This is a genomic window from Paenibacillus sp. HGH0039, assembly GCF_000411255.1.
In the GTDB taxonomy this organism is placed as follows: domain Bacteria; phylum Bacillota; class Bacilli; order Paenibacillales; family NBRC-103111; genus Paenibacillus_F.
This window is the reverse complement of record NZ_KE150413.1, coordinates 1,308,233-1,327,433: the sequence shown is the minus strand read 5'-3', so window position 1 is coordinate 1,327,433 and position 19,201 is coordinate 1,308,233. Positions and strand designations below refer to the sequence as shown.

Genomic DNA, 19,201 nt, shown 5'->3' with positions numbered 1-19,201 from the left:
CAGGCTGAATACGGCAATTTTCAATGCACCGTCGCCATCCTTACAGGTTTACATCCTTGCATTCTTATATCCTTGTCATGCTTACCTACCAAGCCGGGTTCTCCGATACGTACGGCCCGGTATCAGGCGGCATTGAAGCCGTTCTACACGTTCAAGTCTTTTCGTTTGCCCGTGACCATGTAAATTACGCTCTCGCCGATGTTCGTCACATGGTCGGCCACCCGCTCCAGGTAATGGGCTACCATGATCAGGTGCGTCAGCTGACGGTTGCGGGTGAAATCCGCATTCATCATCCCGATCACGTCGGTCATGATGCGGCTGAATATTTTATCCACCTGATCGTCCTTCTCCGCCAGCGAAGCGGCCATATGAACGTTGCGGTTCATATAAGCGACCAGACTCTCGCGGAGCATCTCTTTGGAGATTTCGGCCATTTGGGGAATGTCGATCAATTCCTTGGCCAGCGTCTCTCCGGACAGGCGGATCGTAATCTTCGCGATGTCCACGGCATGGTCGGCGATCCGCTCGAGATCCGTCGCTATGCTGAGTGCCGTGCCGATAATCCGCAGATCGCCCGCCATAGGCTGCTGCAGCGCGATCAGCTTCAGGCACATTTCTTCGATGCGAAGCGTCAGTTCGTCCACCGCGTCGTCATCCTCGACCGTGCGCCGCGCGAGATCCGTATCCAGCCGGGTCAGCGCTTCTACAGCCTGGTGAATGGAATTTTCAACCATGGAGCCTAAATCGAGCAGTTCGTTCTGCAGATCGTCAATCGAATGCTGAAAATTAAGACGATTATTCATTGAAGCCCCCTTAGAGTTAACCGAAACGGCCGGTGATGTAATCTTCGGTGCGCTGGTCGTTCGGATTTGTGAAAATCTTGTCGGTCTGATCGGTCTCAACGAGAATTCCGTTGAGGAAGAAAGACGTGCGGTCGGAGATACGCGCGGCCTGCTGCATGTTGTGCGTCACGATAATGATCGTGTAACGCTCCTTCAGCGTCTGCGTGAGCTCCTCCACCTTCAAGGTGGAAATCGGATCGAGCGCCGAGGTCGGTTCGTCCATCAGCAGCACTTCCGGCTCGACCGCCAGCAGGCGGGCGATGCACAGACGCTGCTGCTGGCCGCCGGACAGGCCCAGAGCCGACTTGTTCAGGCGGTCCTTCACTTCGTCCCAAAGGGCCGCCTGACGCAGGCTGCGTTCCACGATTTCGTCGAGAACGGCGCGTTTTTTCTGGCCGTGGATGCGCGGTCCGTAAGCAATGTTGTCGTAAATGCTCATCGGGAACGGATTCGGACGCTGGAAAACCATACCCACGCGTTTGCGCAGTGACACGATATCACTCTCCGGCGAATAAATATCTTGGCCGTCCACCTTAATGGTCCCGTTAATTCTCACGCTGTCGATCAGATCGTTCATCCGGTTGAGCGTGCGCAGAAAGGTCGATTTCCCGCAGCCGGAAGGCCCGATCAGGGCGGACACGGTATTCGGCGCGATGTCCAGATCAATGCTGTGCAGGGCCTGGTTGTCTCCGTAAAAAAGATCCAGCCCGTTTACTTTTATTTTTGTATCGGTCGCAATAGTCATGGCAGGAGCTGTCAAGGTTATTTCCCTCCCGTAAGTCTTTTTTGGATGATTCGGCTAGGAATGCCGATAAGCAGGTTGAAGATCAGAACGACTACAAGAAGGAGCGCCGCGCTGCCTTCCGCGATTTTCTTCGCATCCGGCACGATGGCTTCCGCCTGGATGTACCATAAGTGCGTGGAGAGCGTCTCGCCCATCGTCAGCGGATTGAAATCCGGGAAATGCCGGGAAACGGAAAGCCCCGACGTATAAATCAGGATGGCCGATTCACCCAGTGCGCGCCCGGCTACGAGCGTAATGCCCGTGATCAGGCTCGGCAGTGCGGAGGGAATCAGCACTTTGCGGATCGCCTGCCATTTGGTCGAACCGAGCGCAAGACTCGCTTCCCAGTACGATTCGGGCACGGTACGGATCGATTCCTCCGTGACCCGGACAAGAACCGGCAGATTCAGAAGCGCCAAAGCCAGGGAACCGCTCAAAATCGAAATTTTAAAATTCATCAAGTCCACGAAGAGGAGAAATCCGAACAAGCCGAATACGATGGATGGCACGGAAGACAGCGTCTCGACGGACATGCGGACAATTTCGGTAAAACGTGATTTTTTGGCATACACCGCCAGGTAAATCCCGGCTCCCAACCCGATCGGCAGCGAGAACAGCAGAGAGAGGAACAAGATATAGAACGAGTTGAAGAGCTGCGGTCCGACGCCGCCGCCGGCCACGATATCCTCCGGCTTGCCCGTGATGAAATCCCATGTAAGATGCGGCAGTCCCGCACCGAGAATCCGGATCAGGAACCAGGCCAGGATCAGCAGGATAAAGATGCCGGTTGCCCAGAAGAACAGCGTGGCGATCCGGTCAGTCGTTTTACTGTTCATTTCACTTCACTCCTTCTTGATACGACACGGATGATGAGAATCAGCAGCAGAGAAGTGATCAAGAGAACAAAGGCCATCAAATAAAGCGCGTTGTTCCAGGTCGATCCGTAGTTCGTGTTCCCCATATCCTTGACGATTGCCGTCGTCAGAACCGTGGTCGAGTCAATCAGCGATTTGGGCATCTGCGGCGAGTTCCCGATGACCATAAATACCGCCATCGTCTCTCCGATAGCCCTTCCGATTCCAAGCACCACGCCGGTCAAAATTCCCGGCCGGGCCGCGGGAAGCAGCACGCGCCAAATCGTCTGCCAGCGGGTGGCTCCGAGCGCCAGCGACGCTTCTTCCAGCCGCGGAGGCAGTGCGCGGATCGCGTCCTCCGAGATGGACAGGATGGTCGGCAGAATCATAATCGCGAGGATGATTCCCGCCGGCAAAATACCGTATCCTGTCCCGTTCACCACTTTTCCGATAAAAGGCACAATAACCGTAAGGCCGATCAGGCCGTATACGACCGACGGAATGCCCACGAACAGGTCCGTGGCCGGACGCATGATCTCTCTCACCCATTTCGGTGCGATCTTCGCCATGAAGACGGCTCCCGCTACGGCGAGAGGGACCGCAAGTACAATGGCGAGCATCGTTAACAGAAAAGTACTGAACAGGAACGGAAACGCTCCGTATTTGTCCGCGCTTGGCGTCCAGTCTGTCGAAAAGAAGAATTCAATCGGGCTGACGCCCGAGAAGGTGCGCATGCCTTGTACACCGACAAACAAAATAATCGAAAATATGACAATCGAGACGAGTGCCGCACTGCCGACAAACAGCAGCTTCATCACGCTGTCCTGCCGTTTTTGCAGTTTCATCCAGCGCGTGGGTCCTTTCTGGCTTTGGCGGTTTTGTCGGCTCTGCTCCTTCGTCTTCGTTGTTTGCTGAGCGTAAGTGTTCACAAACGGGAAGCCCCCTTCAATCGGAATGCGTGCATAGTCGGTAAGCACAAAGTACTAAATGATTCTTCTTAATCATAGGCCCTGTTTGTAAATACAAAATTAATCAATTGTAAAGCCCGTGTAAATTTTGCGGCAAAAAAAAAGATGCCCCGAAGTTGATAAGCTTCAGGACATCCCACGGAAGTAAATCATTTTATTTTTTCAGAAGGTCAGCCGGAAGGAACTTCAATTCTTCGACTTTTTTCGTTTGGAAATCAGGGCTCATGATGTAGTCAAGGAAAGCTTTGGTCGCGCCGGTAGGCTCGCCTTTCGTATACATGCGCTCGGTTCCGAACAGCTTGTAGCTGCCGTCTTTAATCGTTTCTTTGGAAAAAGCGACGTTGTCGAATTTCAGAGCTTTAACGGTGTTGTCCAGGTACGGCGTATCAATGTAACCGACGGAGCCGGATTGGCTGCCTACGGCTGTTTTAACGGCACCCGTGCTTTCTTGAACGACGCCGTCTTTAGTAAAGTCTTTGCCGTCAAGGACGATTTGCTGCACTAGCTTACGGGAACCGGAAGAGTCCGGACGGTGAACGACGTTAATCGGAGCGTCTTTGCCGCCTACTTCTTTCCAGTTCTTGATTTTACCCATGAAAATATCGGCTGCCTGCTGTTTCGTCAAGCCCTCGATACCTACGTCAGGATTTACGATCAGTGCGAACGGAGCGATCGCAACCACGTGTTCTTTCAGGTTTTTGTCTTTGTATTCGTCGCCGGCGGCCACGTCGGAGTTCCCGATATTCGAAATGCCGTCCGCTACGTCCTTAAGACCTTTGCCGGAACCGCCGGCCGTCGGGTTGATCGTAACTTTCGGATTCTTTTCCATGAACAGCTTCGCCGCTTCTTTCACGAGCGGGAGAAGAGCGCTGGAACCCGAAGCCGTAACCGTTCCGGAAATTTCTTGAGCCGCCGTTGTTTCCGTAGGCTTGTTCGACGTTGCGGGGCCGCTTGCGTTTGTGTCTGTCTTTCCGCAGCCAGCCAATACCCCCAGAGTAAGCACTGCAGCTAGCGAGATGGATAACCCTTTTTTCGACATGAACTTCAACATGTTGTACATGTCCTCCTTTGACGTTTCTTTCTTTGTTTTGTGTTTCCTAGGACATCGTAACAAGCGAATGTAAACTGCAAGTCGTCCAAACGTAAATTTCATGTAAAACTTTCACGAACCGTCCGGAAACGTTCCATCTCCCTTCGAAATGAGCCTATTTTACTCCCGTTTTACAAAATCCTTTACGTTCTCTAATACTGAAGACTTATAGTTAAAGCGACTAAAGACCTATATAAAGGTAATTTTCAAACAAAGAGACCTATCGGAGGGTGAACATGGGGAATTTCTTCTATCTAAGTACAATGAAACGCAAATTGATCGCCAGCTTCGGGGTTCTGATTCTGCTGTTTGTAGCCATGGCCTTTTTCCTCGTTCATCAAATCAGTAAAATCAACGCGCAGATCGCGCTGCAAAACGAGCGGGTCGCCATGAAAACGACTGCGCTGGAGCTGAAAGAAACGGTTCAGGAACTCAGCATTATCGCTTCCGGCCTGGAGCTTTCCAAAGATCCTTCCTATATAGAGAGATACGAGCAGAAGAGAAAGGTGTATAGCAGTCTTCTCGACGCCATCAAGGAAACCGCCCGGACCGAAGAGGAAAAAGCGTGGCGCGGGGGACTTATCGTCGCTTCCGCGGATTACATAAACAATTTCGACGCAGCCGCCAAGCTCGTCCAGGAGAAGAAAGTCAGCCCCAAAGAGATGGAGCTGAGCATGCTTCATTATTACGGCGAAGGGCAGATCTTGCGCGAAACGATATTTAAGCTGGTCGACAAGTTTTATATCGCCTTCTCGGCCGATGCGCAGGCGGCTGTCGAGGACTCCCGGAAAGTCATCGCGCAGACCGTGACCGTCACCGTCGCCGCGGCCGTCTTCGTCCTCCTCGCTTCCGCGGTTGTCGCCGTCCTGCTGATCCGCTCCTTCCTCATTCCGGTGCGCAAGCTCCAGGAAGCGGTCGCGCGCATGGCGTCCGGCGATCTGCGGCATGAAATCGGAAGCCGCACGCAGGACGAGCTGGGCGAGCTCAGCCGCAGCTTCGACCGGATGACCGCCCAGGTCCGCGGCATGCTCGAGCATACGAGCGGCATCGCGACGGCGCTGGCCGGGCAGTCGGTCACGTTCCGCCGGGTGTCCACCGACACGGCGGCGGCCAACGCGGACATCGTCCAGGCGATGTCCGCCATTGCTCGCGGCGCTTCCGATCAGGCGGCGGATTCCGAGCACGCGTCGACCTCCGTCGCCGGGCTCGAAAGCGAGACGCGCGAGATCGCCGAGTACGCGGCGGTGATGAGCCAGGCGAGCCGGGAAGCGGCGGAGGTCACCGTGCAGGGTTCCCGCTCCGTGCACTCGCTGGAGGAAGCCAGCGGCGCTACGCGGCGGGTGCTCGGGCAGGTGCAGGAAGCGATGGCGACGCTGGCAGGCGATTCCCGCCGCATCGGCACCATCCTGGACGCGATTACCGAGATCGCGTCCAGAACCCACCTGCTGGCGCTGAACGCCGCCATCGAGGCGGCCGCCGCCGGCTCCAGCGGGCGCGGCTTCGCCGTCATCGCCGCGGAAGTGCGTCAGCTCGCGCAGCAGTCGAGCGACGAAGCCCGCCGCGCCGCGGGTACGATCGCATCCGTCGAGAGCCGGATGCTCGAGATGCAGGCCCGCGTCACGGACGCGAGGCGCCATGCGGACGCCCAGGAGCTGACCGTCCGCGAATCGCTCGGCTCGTTCGAAGCGATCGAACGCGCGATGGAAGTCGTGACGAATCAGATTCAATTCGTCAACGGCCGCATCGAGCGTTCCCTGCACAGCAGCGCGCAGCTCGTCGGCACCATCCGCCACATGGCGGAAATTGCCGAGCAGACGTCCGCGGGCGTGCAGGAAGTCACCTCGGCTTCGACCGAGAACGACGCCTCCATCCGGAGCATCGCCGTGCAGGCCGACGAGATGAACGGACTCGCGGAAAGTCTGTACCGCGAAATCAACAAGTTCAAGATCGGCGAAGCTTCGTAAACGCCGGAAATAATCGCAAGAGCACCCCGTCATGGCGGTGCTTTTTTGCATGTCGAGGAGACATTTCTGTTCGACTCCCGCGGATTTTTTCAAGACAACTGGTTCTCATTCATGAAACACTCCATTTTAATTGACCTTTGTTCATCTTTCGTGTCAGTTCCTTGTAAGAAAAGGGCGAAAAATAGAGAAACTTCTCCCTTATCGTCTAATGTTATCCCTTTTGCTTCCCGCCGTTTTCCTTGATACTGAAATTAGTTAACCGGTTTCATCGCGAGAAGAAGAACCTTGTGCTTTCGCCTGTTTCAAGCTCGTTCGCTTGTCGCTTATATCCAAGCCTATCAAGGTCGGTCGTTCAACCTTACACCCTTCTTCTCCCATTCAGACGGTTATCTCATAAAGGAGGTGCATGCAGCCAGGAACCGCAACCCATGCGGAACAATCCGGATGCTGTTGAAGTTCTGTGGACTCTTATTCATGAAAGCGTTACCATTTCCCCTATCCGAAAAGGAGGCATTACTTAATGAACCTGAAATCCCGGCAATCAGCCAAAACCCGGCGTTCCCACTCACCGGCCCGGGTTGCGCTCCGCATCCTGTTGATCGTAACCCTCATTGTGTCTTTATTCCCGTTCCTGGGCTTAAGCGCGCAGAAAGCATCGGCGGCTGAATCTTATAAAATCGTGGGTTACTACCCTTCGTGGGCGGCTTACGGCCGCAATTACAACGTCGCCGACATCGATGCTTCGAAAGTTACGCACATTAACTACGCTTTCGCCGATATCTGCTGGAACGGCAAACACGGCAACCCGGACCCGACCGGTCCGAATCCGCAAACGTGGGCCTGCCAAGATGCTGCGGGCGCCAACATTAACGTTCCGAACGGCACGGTCGTTCTGGGCGATCCTTGGATCGACACGCAGAAAAGCTTTCCCGGCGATACTTGGGATGAACCGGTCCGCGGCAACCTGAAACAGCTGATCAAGCTGAAACAGGCCAACCCGAACCTCAAGACGATCATCTCCGTAGGCGGCTGGTCCTGGTCCAACCGTTTCTCCGATGTAGCGGCAAGCGCTGCGACACGTGAAGTATTCGCAAACTCCGCGGTCGACTTTATCCGCAAATATCAGTTTGACGGCGTCGACCTCGACTGGGAGTATCCGGTTGGAGGAGGCCTTGCAGGCAACTCCGCTCGCCCGGAAGATAAGCAGAACTATACGCTGCTCCTTCAGAAGATCCGTGAGAAGCTGGATGCCGCAGGCACGGCGGACAACAAGAAATATTTCTTGACCATCGCTTCCGGCGCAGGTCCGACTTACGCGGCCAACACCGAGCTCGGCAATATTGCCAAGCATCTCGATTGGATCAACATCATGACGTACGACTTTAACGGCGGCTGGCAGACGGTCAGCGCTCACAACGCTCCACTCTATACCGATCCGGCCGCAATTGCCGCAGGCGTACCGAATGCGGACACGTTCAATGTGGAAAAAGGCGTACAAGGGCACCTCGACGCCGGCGTACCGGCAAGCAAAATCGTTCTCGGCCTCGCTTTCTACGGACGCGGCTGGAGCGGCTGCAAGAACACGGCTAACGGCGAATACCAGCAGTGCGCCGGTCTGGCGACTACCGGAACGTGGGAGAAAGGCTCTTTCGACTTCTACGATCTGGAAGCCAACTATATCAACAAAAACGGATACACCCGCTACTGGAACAACACGGCGAAAGTTCCGTTCCTGTACAACGCTTCGAACGGCACGTTCATCTCTTACGACGATGCCGAATCCATCGGGTATAAAACAAGCTTCATCAAGTCCAAAGGTCTTGGCGGCGGCATGCTCTGGGAATTCAGCGGCGACCGCAACAAGACGCTTCTGAAGAAAGTCACAACCGACCTGTCAGGTTCCGCGCCGGTCGGCGATACGATTGCACCTTCCGTACCGGCCAACCTGACATCGACGGCTAAAACGTCCACAAGCGTTACGCTTTCGTGGAGCGCTTCGACGGACAATGTCGGCGTGACCGGCTACACCGTCACTTACGGCACCAAGACGGTTGACGTTTCGGCGACTACCGCAACAATCACAGGTCTCACGCCAAGCACGGCTTACTCCTTCACGGTAAAAGCGAAGGATGCGGCGGGCAACGTATCCGCGGCAAGCTCCGCCGTATCCGTTACCACCGATGCAAACTCGGGCGGCGGAACGGATACGACGGCACCGACGGCTCCGGCTAATCTGGCCGTAACCGCCAAAACATCGACCAGCGTAACACTCGGCTGGACGGCTTCCACCGACAACGTAGGCGTAACCGGCTACACCGTATCTTACGGCAGCACGAGCGTCAACGTCACCGGTACAACCGCAACGATCAGCGGCCTTACGGCCGGCACCGCTTATACGTTCAACGTAAAAGCGAAGGACGCGGCGGGCAACCTTTCCGCAGCGGCGACCGTGTCGGCTACGACGGACAGCGGCTCCGGCGGCGCGGTTTGCCCGGCGGCTTGGGACACAAGCAAATCGTATACGGCGGCACAACGCGTCTCCTACAACGGCAAAATCTATGAAGCGAAATGGTGGACGCAAGGTGAACGCCCGGATCTTTCCGGTCAATACGGCGTCTGGAAATATGTCAGTGATTGCGGAGCGGGAGCGGGTTCTCCCGCTTCTGTTTCTTCCGGCGGCGCGGCACTTGCCTCTAATCTGATCGCAGGTGCAGGCGCAGCTTTACCCGCCATCGCTCCGGGCAGCTCCGCTGCAAGCACATCTTCGGCCCTGGCTCCGAGCACCAAGGTGCTCGTCGGCTACTGGCACAACTTCGACAACGGTTCCGGTTTCATTCGTCTGCGCGATATCTCCCCCAAGTTCGATGTCATTAACGTTTCCTTCGCCGAGCCTGTAGGCGGATCGACGACTGGAACGATCGGATTCACACCTTTCAACTACACAGATGCGGATTTTAAAGCCGATGTCGCTTATCTGCAAAGCCAAGGCAAGAAAGTCATTATTTCCATCGGCGGCGCTAACGGCCAGGTCCAGCTTACAACGGCCGGCGCACGCAGCAATTTTGTAAGCTCCATGAAGTCCATCATTTCCAAATACGGCTTCGACGGCCTGGATATTGATTTCGAGGGCCATTCCCTGTACCTGAACCCGGGCGATGCCGATTTCAAAAATCCGACCACACCGGTCATTACGAACCTGATTTCCGCTATCCGCGAGCTGCATGATTCGTTTGGCGACAAATTCATGCTCACTATGGCTCCGGAAACGTTTTTCGTCCAGCTCGGCTACTCCTTCTACGGCGGTACTTGCAGCGGCTGCGATACGCGTGCCGGGGCTTACTTGCCGGTGATTTACGGCGTACGCGATATTTTGGACTGGCTGCAGGTTCAGCTCTATAACTCCGGTCCTATCACGGGACTGGACGATCAGTACCACACGATGGGCGTAGCCGATTTCCACGTGGCCATGACCGACATGCTGCTTACGGGCTTCCCGATCGCCAAAAATCCGAACTCCTTCTTCCCGGCGCTCCGTCCGGATCAAGTCGTGGTCGGACTTCCGGCTAACGGCAACGCGGGCGGCGGCTTCACAAGCGTCTCCGAAGTGCATAAAGCGCTGGACTATCTGATGAAAGGCAAAGCTTTCGGCTCCTATACCCTTCGCGGTTCCGTTCAACCGGGACTGAGAGGTCTGATGACCTGGTCCATCAACTGGGACAAATTCAACAACTTCGAGTTCTCGAACAGCCACCGCGCCTATCTGGACAGCTTCGGTCCGGGAACTCCCGTAGATACTCAGGCACCTTCCGTTCCGGGGAATCTCCGTTCTTCCAACGTAACGGCTACAGGCGTCACGCTTACGTGGAACGCGTCCACGGATAATACCGGCGTAACCGGCTACGAAGTCTATCAGGGATCGGTCAAAATTGCCGATACGGCAAGCACGACCTATAACGTGAGCAATCTAACGGCAAACACCTCCTACACGTTTATCGTAAAAGCGAAAGACGCGGCCGGCAACGTATCCGCGGCAAGCACGCCGCTGGCCGTCACAACCGCTAACGGCGGCGGCTCCGGCGACACTTCGGCACCTACGGCGCCAACGGCTCTGAAAGTAACGGCAAAATCTTCGAGCAGTGTCAGCCTCAGCTGGACCGCTTCAACGGATAATGTCGGCGTAACGGGCTACACCGTTTCGTACGGTACCAATGCTGTGGACGTCACAGGTACGACTGCCGTCATCACAGGGCTGACGGCGAACACGGCCTATACGTTCACCGTAAAAGCCAAGGATGCGGCAGGCAACGTATCCGCAGCCGCTTCCATCCAGGCAACGACGGACCCGGCAGCTCCCGGAGGTCCTGCCGCATGGGCAGCCGGCGTCAGCTACAAGGTTAATGAAGAAGTCACCTACAACGGCTCGACTTATATCTGCCGCCAGCCGCACACCTCCCTGCAGGGATGGGAGCCTTCCAACGTGCCGGCTCTCTGGACTAAAAAATAAGGACTGATTCGGCAGCCATGCTAATCGGACCGAAACGGAAAAACAGCAGCTTCGCCCCGTTTTGACGGGCGGCTGCTGTTTTTTATTTTTTCTTCATGGTATCCAGTAAAATCTGCTTTTCTTTCGAAAGGGACTGTTCGATTTTATCTCGTGCGTCCGCGATAATCTGTTTGGTAGACAGTCTTTTCTCAATGCCGCTTGCGATCTCATTCTCCCAGATCTCCTGGGCTTTGACGTCCAGCGGCGTGGCAGGAAATTCTCTCACCCGGGTCATCAAATCCTCATGAAGCGCATAGGTTTTCTGTCCCCCCAGGAACGGATTCGTGGCCGCCAATTCCTTCGCATTGCCGCGGGCGGGTAAATAGGCCGGAACCGCTCCGCTGAGGCCTTCCTTGCTGTATTCGGTAACGGCGAATTCAATGAATTTCCAGCCCATCTCCTTGTTGGCACCGTTCGAAGGGAGAAGGAAATTGGTGCTGTTCTGCCAGCCGTACAAGCCGAAAGGAAGTCTCGTTTCGCGCCATTTACCGGCCGTCTCGGGCGCCCATTCTTTAATCTGTTCGACTCCCCATGTCCCAAAATACATCATGGCGATCGTTCCGTCCTGGACCGCCTTCCGGCCCAAATCGCCCCATACGTCCAGATGGGCCTCCAGGCCGAAATCGTTGACTTTTTTGGCAATGTCCACCGCTTTGTGAAACGCTTCATTATACCGCATAAAATTCAGTTTGCGGTCGAAAATGCCTTCCGAACGCTCGAAGAGCTGGACCGTTTCGTTCACCCACTGCGTCAAATAAATGTTATGCTCGCGCAGTTTCTTGGCCATATTCAGCCAGTTTGCGGGGTCTTCCATATACTTGGCAAGCTCTTCGGGCTCCGAAGGAAACCCGTACTGCTTCATAATGTCCTCCCGGTAATAGGTAACGGTAGGCGCCGTGGAAAGCGGAAGGGCAATCAGCTCGATTCCGTCCGCCGACATGCCGCTATCCCAGAGGGAAGGGCTGAAATCGTTCCGGTATTTTCCCGCCTGATAAGGAGGCTTGAGCAGATCCTCCAGCCCTTCGATCGCGGAGAAATTGCCGAAATCGCTGCTGTCGACCATCATGACGTCCGGCGGTTTCCCGTCCGCCAGCGCCTGCAGGTAAGCTCCCACATATTCCGAGTAAGGAATGACCTTTACATCTACGCTTAGATCCGGGTAGCTTTCTTTGAATTTGGCGGCCATGGTCTCAATCCCGCCGTAATGGGTCCATATCGACAAATGGTTCGGAACGGCCGCTTGGCCCGTGGAGGGAGCCGGCTTTTCGGCGGGAGCGGTTGAAGCGGGAATGAGCGGCTCGGACCGGAAGCAGCCCGCGGTGGTTACTGTGAGCAGGAGCAGAAGCACGAAGATTTTAGTAAGTTTGACCACAACTCGTTTCCTCCCATCGTATAGCTAATCTGTATGTCCCCCGGCAAAAAGTCCGGCATAGTTTCCTCTTTGGAGAAGTCTGGAAAATTCCAGGGCCGGTAAAGGTCTGCTGAAATAGTAGCCTTGAAGTTCGTCGCACCGGCACTGGGTAAAATAGTCCGATTCCTCGGCTGTTTCGACTCCCTCCGCCACGACGGTCATATTCATGCTGTGAGCCAGCTCGATGATCGCCTTGGCCACGGCGGCTTTTTTGGGCTCCCCGCCGATATCCCGGATAAAAGAGCGGTCCAGCTTCACATGTGAAATCGGCAGCCGCTGAAGCTGGTTAAGGGAAGAGTATCCGGTCCCGAAATCGTCGATCGAAATATGGATACCCCGCTCCCGGATCCGGCTTATGATTCCGATGACCTGTTCGACATTCTCGATAAATACTCCTTCCGTAATTTCCAGAGTCAGATAGGATTCTTCCAGTCCCGATTCTTCCAGCGCGCTGTGAATCATATCCAGCAGATTCGTCTGGGAAAAATGCAGGGCCGAAATGTTCACGGCAACCGGAACTTTGGGAAGCCCCTCATCCTGCCACGCTTTATTTTGACGGCATGCTTCCTTCAATACCCATTCGTCGATTTTGTAGATGATCCCCGATCTTTCGGCCAGCGGAATAAATTTATCGGGCGAAATGCGCCCCAGCTCGGGATGCTCCCAGCGTACCAGCGCCTCGATTCCGCTGATTGCGCCGGAAGCCGTATCGACCTTCGGCTGATAATGCAGAACGAGCTGATTGTTCGCAAGCGCTTCCTGAATACCGTTGTCGATCATCATTTCTTCGGAAAAACGGATTTTCAGCTCTTCTTCATAGAATTGATAGCTGTTGCTGGAGCCCATGGATTTGGCGAAATACATCGCCATATCCGCGTTTTTGACGATGGCCTCCATCGTGTCGCCGTCTCGCGGAAACATGCTGATGCCGATGCTGACTGAACTGTACAGGGTCGATTCCATCAGCCGGACCGGTTCCTCCATAGCGGCGAACATGCTGTGCGCCACGGCCGTCGCTTTCGCGTCGTCGGCATCTTCAATGACGATGACGAACTCGTCTCCGCCGATCCGGAACAGCTTGCACGATTCCGTAACGCTGCGGGTAAATCTCTCGCCGATCTCTTTGAGCAGCAGATCGCCGATATCGTGACCCAGCGTATCGTTAATCTGCTTGAAGCGGTTTAAATCGGCGAACATCACCGCCACCTGCTTGGGCATGTGTGCCGCCTCCGCAAGCATGCTCTGCAGGTAGGTTGTGAAATACAGGCGGTTGGGAAGCCCCGTAAGGATATCGTAAAAAGCGAGCTGATGAAGCTTTTCCTCCGAGAGACGAAGCTTGTCCGTCTGCTCCTGCAAGCGTTGGTTCATGTTCTGCGCTTGATGGAACATGCTAAGCAGGTTCAGCGACATCTGCCGGAAGTTATAGGTCAGCGAGGTAATCTCCGAAACACGGCTGCTCGGCCACTCGATTTCTTTCATCTGCTTTAATTTTTCCGGCAGGTCCGTTGTGGAGGTCGCCAGTTTGGACAGCCCGTGGACCAGAACGCGGCTTAAATATAAGGCGGTGGCGGCTGCCGCTGCCGCGAATAAAAGCAGGTACCAGAGCTGCGACAAATACTGCGAGAACACACTGATCTGATAATGGCGGATCGGTATGTCGATGTACACGTGCAGGGGCATCCTGGCGACCGCATTGTCGTAGATGTAGCTGCCCTCTCTCCACTGTTGAGCGGGCAGAGCCGTACTCTCCCGGGCGGGCAGGACCTGGTAAAAGTTGTCGTCCAGACCCACTATATTATTGCCCCCCCTCCAGTCGTAAACCTGGTTAAGCGTGTAGCTCTGACGGTCGGCCGCCAAAACTTTGTTGGACCTGTCCGTAATGACGATCCGGAACAACTGTTCCGAGGTGTATTTATTCACCAGTTCCTGCAGATAACCCACTTGTATCCGCCCCTTGAGCCGGATGCCGAGAATATCCTCGGCTCCCCATTGGTTCAGCTCCTGGTTGATGCTGTTGGCCGTGTTTACCGCAAGCTGCCTGGAGTTCTGGATGGACAATTTCTCGGAATACCAACTGTTCATCACGATATAAAGGAGCGACGGAAGCGCCACGGCCATAATCGACAGGTGGAACAGGACCTTGCTGTAGGAGTAGGTTCTTTCCCGCTCTTTGACGAGGCCGAACCAGTGAAAAAGAGGCAGGTACTTCAGCAAAATATCGGCGATTAGCGCATTGAACAGCCCGTTCGAGAGCGCAATCAGGAGCATCAGAATCAGCTCGTCCGATACAAATTTGTAGAAACCGTAGTAAATGACGATCATCAGCGGAAGCCCCATCAGCAGCCAGTAAATACTGTCCCAGACAAGCAGCTGCCCCGGTTTTTTCCGGTTAAGGAGTCCGACCCCGGCAATTTCAAGAAGGCCGATCCATTCGAATGTAGGATGGTGTAGAAAGAAGAAGGAGAAGAGTTGGGTAATGACGCCGGCCAGGACGCCCAGACGGACGCCGAACAACGATACGGCAAACAGGAGAAAGATGCTGGAAAACGAGAAGGCGATTCCGTAGATAAGATGAAGCCTGCTAGCTTCGAAAAGAAGCGCCAAAGCGATACAGAGCAGGTATCCCAGCATTAGGCGGGCTTTATTTTGTAAAAGGGACTGAATAGTTTTCACACGCTGTCCTCCATTTCTGCCGAAAAGTACGAATGTGAGCACTGCCCCATGTCCGAACTTACTTACTGGATACCGGCAAAAATAAAAGACCGCTTACAAAACAGCAGCCTCCACTTCCACTCATCCAACTTCGGTAACCCGGCTGTCTAGCTGCGCTTTAGACCCGTGGCTTTGCGTCCTATGCTTTCGCGATAGTTTGCCTTTATCGAGTTATTCAACTAAAGATTCGTTAGTTAATAATTTCGACGCACTGGGTCCTTCTCCTCTTTTTTACAAGAATAAAATAGGGCAAAAGTCGCAGTTTTTTTAAAAAAGCTTAATACTAGCCGAGTGGTGAGGAAAATTAAGCCTTTTAACCGATAAAAACCATTTTTTTCTTAGGGGAGGAGATCCTGCTTTTGCCCCCGGTGACGTTCCGTGCCTTTTTCCCGGAGCGTTTGCTCCTTGACCGCTTTGAGCTCTTTCATCGTCCCGCCCGCGTCCCTCCCGAAATAATCGTGGAGCTTCGTATATTCCCGGTACAGCTTATCGTATACGGCCGCGTTCGCCGCATCCGGCTTATACGTATCTTCGGAGACCCGGGCCATGCGCGCTGCGGCTTCCACGATGGTAGCGTATCCGCCTCTGTCGGCTCCGGCCGCAACCGCTCCGAACATGGCGGCTCCGAGAGCGGGTGTTTGCCTGGACGCGGCAACTTTGATCTCGCGGTTCGTCACATCGGCATAAATCTGCATCAGCAGACGGTTTTTCTGCGGAAGCCCTCCGCACGCAAACAGTTCGTTTACTTCAAGGCCGCTGTTTTGAAAAGTATCCACGATTTTCCGCGTGCCGAATGCGGTCGCTTCAAGGAGGGCCCGGTAAATCTCTTCCGGCTTGGTAGCCAGCGTGAGTCCGACGATCAGACCGGACAGATTCGCGTCGACGAGCACGGAGCGGTTCCCGTTCCACCAGTCGAGCGCCAGCAGCCCGGTTTCACCCGGCTTGTACGCGGACGCCCGGTTCTCCAGCCAGCCGTGAACATCCGTGTTCTCCGCGGCGGCCGCTTCCTTGACGTAGCCGGGCAGCGCCTCGTTCACGTACCAGGCGAAGATGTCGCCTCCGGCGGATTGCCCCGCTTCGTAGCCGAAACAGCCGGGGATGATGCCGTCTTCCACGACGCCGCACATCCCTTCCACCGGCCTCTCCTCGGCGCCCAGAAGCAGATGGCAGATGGAGGTGCCCATCGCCATGACCAGCTTCCCCGGCGTAACGGCACCGAGCGCCGGAACTCCGGCATGGGCGTCGATGATGCCGACGGCGACAGCCGTTCCCGGCGCAAGGCCCATCTTCTCCGCCATCTCCGCGGTAAGCTCTCCGGCTTTGGTGCCGAGCGGAAATACTTCGCCGCGCAGCTTCGTTTCCGCCAGATTTTCCAGGCGCGGATCAAGCGCTTTTAAAAACCCGGGGCCCGGATATCCATCCCGCTTATGCCAGTTGGCTTTGTATCCGGCCATGCAGCTGCTGCGCGTCATTTTCCCGGTCATCTGATAAATGACCCAATCGGCGGCTTCCAGAAAACGGTCGGCCCGTTCATAAATGTCCGGCGCCTCACCTAGAATTTGCCAAACTTTCGCAAGCATCCATTCGGACGAAAGCTTGCCCCCGTACCGCGGCAGGAACGCTTCGCCCCGCAGGGCGGCGATCTCGTTTATCCGGTCGGCTTCGTCCTGCGCCGCGTGATGCTTCCACAGCTTGACCCAGGCGTGGGGACGTTCCTTCAGCTCCGGATGAAAGCACAGGGGAACGCCGCTTTCGTCGACCGGCAAAATGGTGCAGGCCGTAAAATCGACGCCGATCCCGACCACTCGCTCCGGACTCACGCCGGAAGCTTGGATCACTCCGGGAACGGAAGCGGTTAGCACGGCCATGTAGTCTCCGGGATGCTGGAGAGCCCAGTCCGGTTCCAGCCGGACTCCGGAGTGCGGCAGCTTGCGGCACATCACCCCGTGCGGATAAACCGTTACATGCTCGGCGATTTCGCGCCCGTCGGCCAGATCGACGAGCACGGCTCGTCCGGATTCCGTCCCGTAATCGATGCCGATGGCGTATGTTTTGCTCATCTTTTGATGCTCCTCTCTGCGTGAACGCGGAAACCGCTGCCGAAGCTCTATTGTTTTGGTATCGCTTACATTTCATCTGTACAAAACGGACCTACCCCTCGCGGGTCGGACTTTCTTTTTATTATATAAGAGATTACCAAGGATTACCGCTATTTTTCCGTTTGATCCAGAAAATTTCTCTTTACGGCATGCCGGTCGGTAATCCGCCGGAAGCTTTCCTTGCTCCCGCTGACTTTCCGTTTCATGCATAGTTTTGGCCTTCTCTGAAAATAATGGAAACAGTCTGACAAGAGCAGGAGGAATTGGGTTATGAAAGACGAGATCAACAACGGTACAGCCGTAACGGGAGTCGGCGGCCCTGCCGACCAAAGACTCGCCGAAGGCGAGCAGGAAACGACGCTGACCAACCGGCAGGGGCATCCGATCACCGATAATCAGAATATCCGCACCGTCGGAAACCGTGGTCCTTCCACCCTGGAAAATTACCATTTTCTCGAGAAAATTTCCCATTTCGACCGCGAGAAAATACCCGAGCGCGTTGTGCACGCCCGCGGCGCAGGCGCTCACGGCTATTTTGAAGCGTACGGTAAAGTCGGCGAAGAGCCGGTCGCGAAGTATACCCGCGCCAAGCTTTTTCAGGAGGCCGGTAAAAAAACGCCGGTATTCGTCCGGTTCTCCACGGTCGTGCACGGTGTTCATTCGCCCGAAACGCTTCGGGACCCGCGCGGCTTTGCCGTCAAATTTTATACGGAAGACGGGAACTGGGACCTCGTCGGCAACAACCTGAAAATCTTTTTTATCCGCGATCCGCTCAAATTTCCGGACATGGTTCACGCCTTCCGCCCGGACCCGGTTTCGGGTGTTCAAAATATGGAGAGAATGTTCGACTTCCTCTCCAACTCTCCGGAAGCGACGCATATGGTTACGTTCCTGTTCTCGCCTTGGGGGATTCCCGCCAATTACAGGGAAATGCAGGGGTCCGGCGTCAATACGTACAAATGGGTCAATGCAGACGGCGAGGGAGTGCTGATCAAGTACCACTGGGAACCGATCCATAACGGCATCCGCAACCTTGTCCAGCGCGAAGCGGATGAAATCCAGGGTAAAAACTACAGCCACGCTACCCAGGATCTGTACGAAGCGATCGAACGCGGCGACTATCCCGAATGGGAACTCAGCGTTCAAATTCTGAGCGACGACGAGCACCCCGAGCTGGATTTCGATCCGCTTGATCCGACTAAGCTGTGGGACCACGAGAAGTTCCCGTTCCTCCCGGTCGGCAAAATGGTCCTGAACAAAAATCCCGAGAACTACTTCGCCGAAGTCGAGCAGGCGGCCTTCGGTACGGGCGTCCTCGTGGACGGCCTGGATTTCTCGGACGACAAGCTTCTCCAGGGCCGCACTTTCTCCTACTCGGATACGCAGCGCCACCGGGTCGGGACCAACTACCTGCAGCTGCCCGTCAACGCTCCGAAGAAGCATGTCGCGACGAACCAACGAGACGGCCAGATGACTTACTTCGTGGACCGGGCGCCCGGACAAAATCCTCACGTCAACTACGAGCCTTCTTCGCTCGGCGGATTGCAGGAAGCGCCTCCGCGCGGACGGGAACACGAACCGGCCTATAACGCCAAGCTCGTCCGCGAGAAAATCGACCGGCCGAACGATTTCGGACAGGCGGGCGACACGTACCGGAAGTTCGAGCCGTGGGAGAAAGACGAGCTGATCTCCAATCTCGTCAACAACCTCAAGATCTGCAAGCCTGTCATCCGCGACAAGATGGTGAACTATTTCACCCAGGCGGATGCGGAATACGGACGCCGCGTAGCGGAAGAGCTGGGCAAGGCAGTTGCCTCCTCCGAGCACATGGGGACGGTTCAAAACCGGGAAGGCGCCGAGCAAGCGGAACAAGCCGGCCGCAAAACGGACGGCTATTAAAAGCGGCTGACGGGCGCACCCCGAAAACGGAAAAC

At 55.4% G+C, this 19,201-nt stretch carries 11 protein-coding genes and 1 riboswitch; of the genes, 3 read left to right on the top strand and 8 right to left on the bottom strand.

Features of this window, described 5'->3' with window-relative positions; all coding sequences use genetic code 11:
• Positions 1-143: 143 nt before the first annotated feature.
• The 5 genes from phoU to HMPREF1207_RS20310 all read right to left on the bottom strand — a co-directional run bounded on the left by phoU (position 144) and on the right by HMPREF1207_RS20310 (position 4,499).
• Positions 144-803, bottom strand: a complete 660-nt coding sequence (gene phoU, locus HMPREF1207_RS20330; protein ID WP_009671365.1) for a phosphate signaling complex protein PhoU — start codon at positions 801-803, stop codon at positions 144-146.
• A 16-nt stretch (positions 804-819) separates the two neighbouring features.
• On the bottom strand, positions 820-1,587 hold the full coding sequence (gene pstB, locus HMPREF1207_RS20325; protein WP_036740494.1) for a phosphate ABC transporter ATP-binding protein PstB: 768 nt from the start codon (positions 1,585-1,587) through the stop codon (positions 820-822).
• Positions 1,588-1,604: 17 nt separating this feature from the next.
• Entirely contained in the window at positions 1,605-2,462 is an 858-nt protein-coding gene (gene pstA / locus HMPREF1207_RS20320; protein ID WP_009671372.1) for a phosphate ABC transporter permease PstA, read from the bottom strand.
• Entirely contained in the window at positions 2,459-3,325 is an 867-nt protein-coding gene (pstC, locus tag HMPREF1207_RS20315) for a phosphate ABC transporter permease subunit PstC (RefSeq protein WP_009671360.1), read from the bottom strand. The genes pstA and pstC overlap by 4 nt, the downstream gene beginning before the upstream one ends.
• A 277-nt stretch (positions 3,326-3,602) precedes the next feature.
• Positions 3,603-4,499 (bottom strand): phosphate ABC transporter substrate-binding protein, encoded by an 897-nt coding sequence (locus tag HMPREF1207_RS20310; RefSeq protein ID WP_016423941.1) that lies wholly within the window; start codon positions 4,497-4,499, stop codon positions 3,603-3,605.
• A 275-nt stretch (positions 4,500-4,774) separates the two neighbouring features.
• Between HMPREF1207_RS20310 and HMPREF1207_RS20305 the strand changes: the two genes are divergently transcribed.
• Both HMPREF1207_RS20305 and HMPREF1207_RS20300 read left to right on the top strand, forming a co-directional pair.
• Complete coding sequence (locus HMPREF1207_RS20305; RefSeq protein ID WP_009671355.1) at positions 4,775-6,502, top strand: methyl-accepting chemotaxis protein; 1,728 nt, start codon at positions 4,775-4,777, stop codon at positions 6,500-6,502.
• 520 nt (positions 6,503-7,022) lie between these two features.
• On the top strand, positions 7,023-11,006 hold the full coding sequence (locus HMPREF1207_RS20300; protein WP_009671362.1) for a glycosyl hydrolase family 18 protein: 3,984 nt from the start codon (positions 7,023-7,025) through the stop codon (positions 11,004-11,006).
• Positions 11,007-11,088: 82 nt separating this feature from the next.
• Here the strand turns inward: HMPREF1207_RS20300 and HMPREF1207_RS20295 are convergent, their stop codons facing one another.
• From HMPREF1207_RS20295 to HMPREF1207_RS20285, 3 genes are all read right to left on the bottom strand, one after another.
• The gene (locus HMPREF1207_RS20295; RefSeq protein WP_009671368.1) at positions 11,089-12,417 is read right to left on the bottom strand and encodes an ABC transporter substrate-binding protein; all 1,329 of its coding nucleotides are present in this window, start codon (positions 12,415-12,417) and stop codon (positions 11,089-11,091) included.
• A 24-nt stretch (positions 12,418-12,441) separates the two neighbouring features.
• Entirely contained in the window at positions 12,442-15,129 is a 2,688-nt protein-coding gene (locus HMPREF1207_RS20290) for an EAL domain-containing protein (RefSeq protein WP_009671374.1), read from the bottom strand.
• Between the two features lie 129 nt (positions 15,130-15,258).
• Positions 15,259-15,340, bottom strand: a riboswitch (cyclic di-GMP riboswitch).
• A gap of 166 nt (positions 15,341-15,506) precedes the next feature.
• Positions 15,507-17,228 carry a ribulokinase gene (locus tag HMPREF1207_RS20285; RefSeq protein WP_009671371.1) on the bottom strand — a complete coding sequence of 574 codons (1,722 nt, stop codon included), beginning with the start codon at positions 17,226-17,228 and terminating at the stop codon, positions 15,507-15,509.
• A gap of 309 nt (positions 17,229-17,537) precedes the next feature.
• On the opposite strand from HMPREF1207_RS20285, the gene HMPREF1207_RS20280 reads away from it, so the two are divergent.
• Entirely contained in the window at positions 17,538-19,166 is a 1,629-nt protein-coding gene (locus HMPREF1207_RS20280) for a catalase (RefSeq protein ID WP_009671352.1), read from the top strand.
• The last annotated feature ends 35 nt before the right edge of the window (positions 19,167-19,201 follow it).

Bases quoted from the DNA above. Each gene is read 5' to 3' on its own strand.
- phoU (WP_009671365.1), bottom strand. From the start codon at position 803: ATGAATAATCGTCTTAATTTTCAGCATTCGATTGACGATCTGCAGAAC.
- pstB (WP_036740494.1), bottom strand. From the start codon at position 1,587: ATGACTATTGCGACCGATACAAAAATAAAAGTAAACGGGCTGGATCTT.
- pstA (WP_009671372.1), bottom strand. From the start codon at position 2,462: ATGAACAGTAAAACGACTGACCGGATCGCCACGCTGTTCTTCTGGGCA.
- pstC (WP_009671360.1), bottom strand. From the start codon at position 3,325: ATGAAACTGCAAAAACGGCAGGACAGCGTGATGAAGCTGCTGTTTGTC.
- HMPREF1207_RS20310 (WP_016423941.1), bottom strand. From the start codon at position 4,499: ATGTTGAAGTTCATGTCGAAAAAAGGGTTATCCATCTCGCTAGCTGCA.
- HMPREF1207_RS20305 (WP_009671355.1), top strand. From the start codon at position 4,775: ATGGGGAATTTCTTCTATCTAAGTACAATGAAACGCAAATTGATCGCC.
- HMPREF1207_RS20300 (WP_009671362.1), top strand. From the start codon at position 7,023: ATGAACCTGAAATCCCGGCAATCAGCCAAAACCCGGCGTTCCCACTCA.
- HMPREF1207_RS20285 (WP_009671371.1), bottom strand. From the start codon at position 17,228: ATGAGCAAAACATACGCCATCGGCATCGATTACGGGACGGAATCCGGA.
- HMPREF1207_RS20280 (WP_009671352.1), top strand. From the start codon at position 17,538: ATGAAAGACGAGATCAACAACGGTACAGCCGTAACGGGAGTCGGCGGC.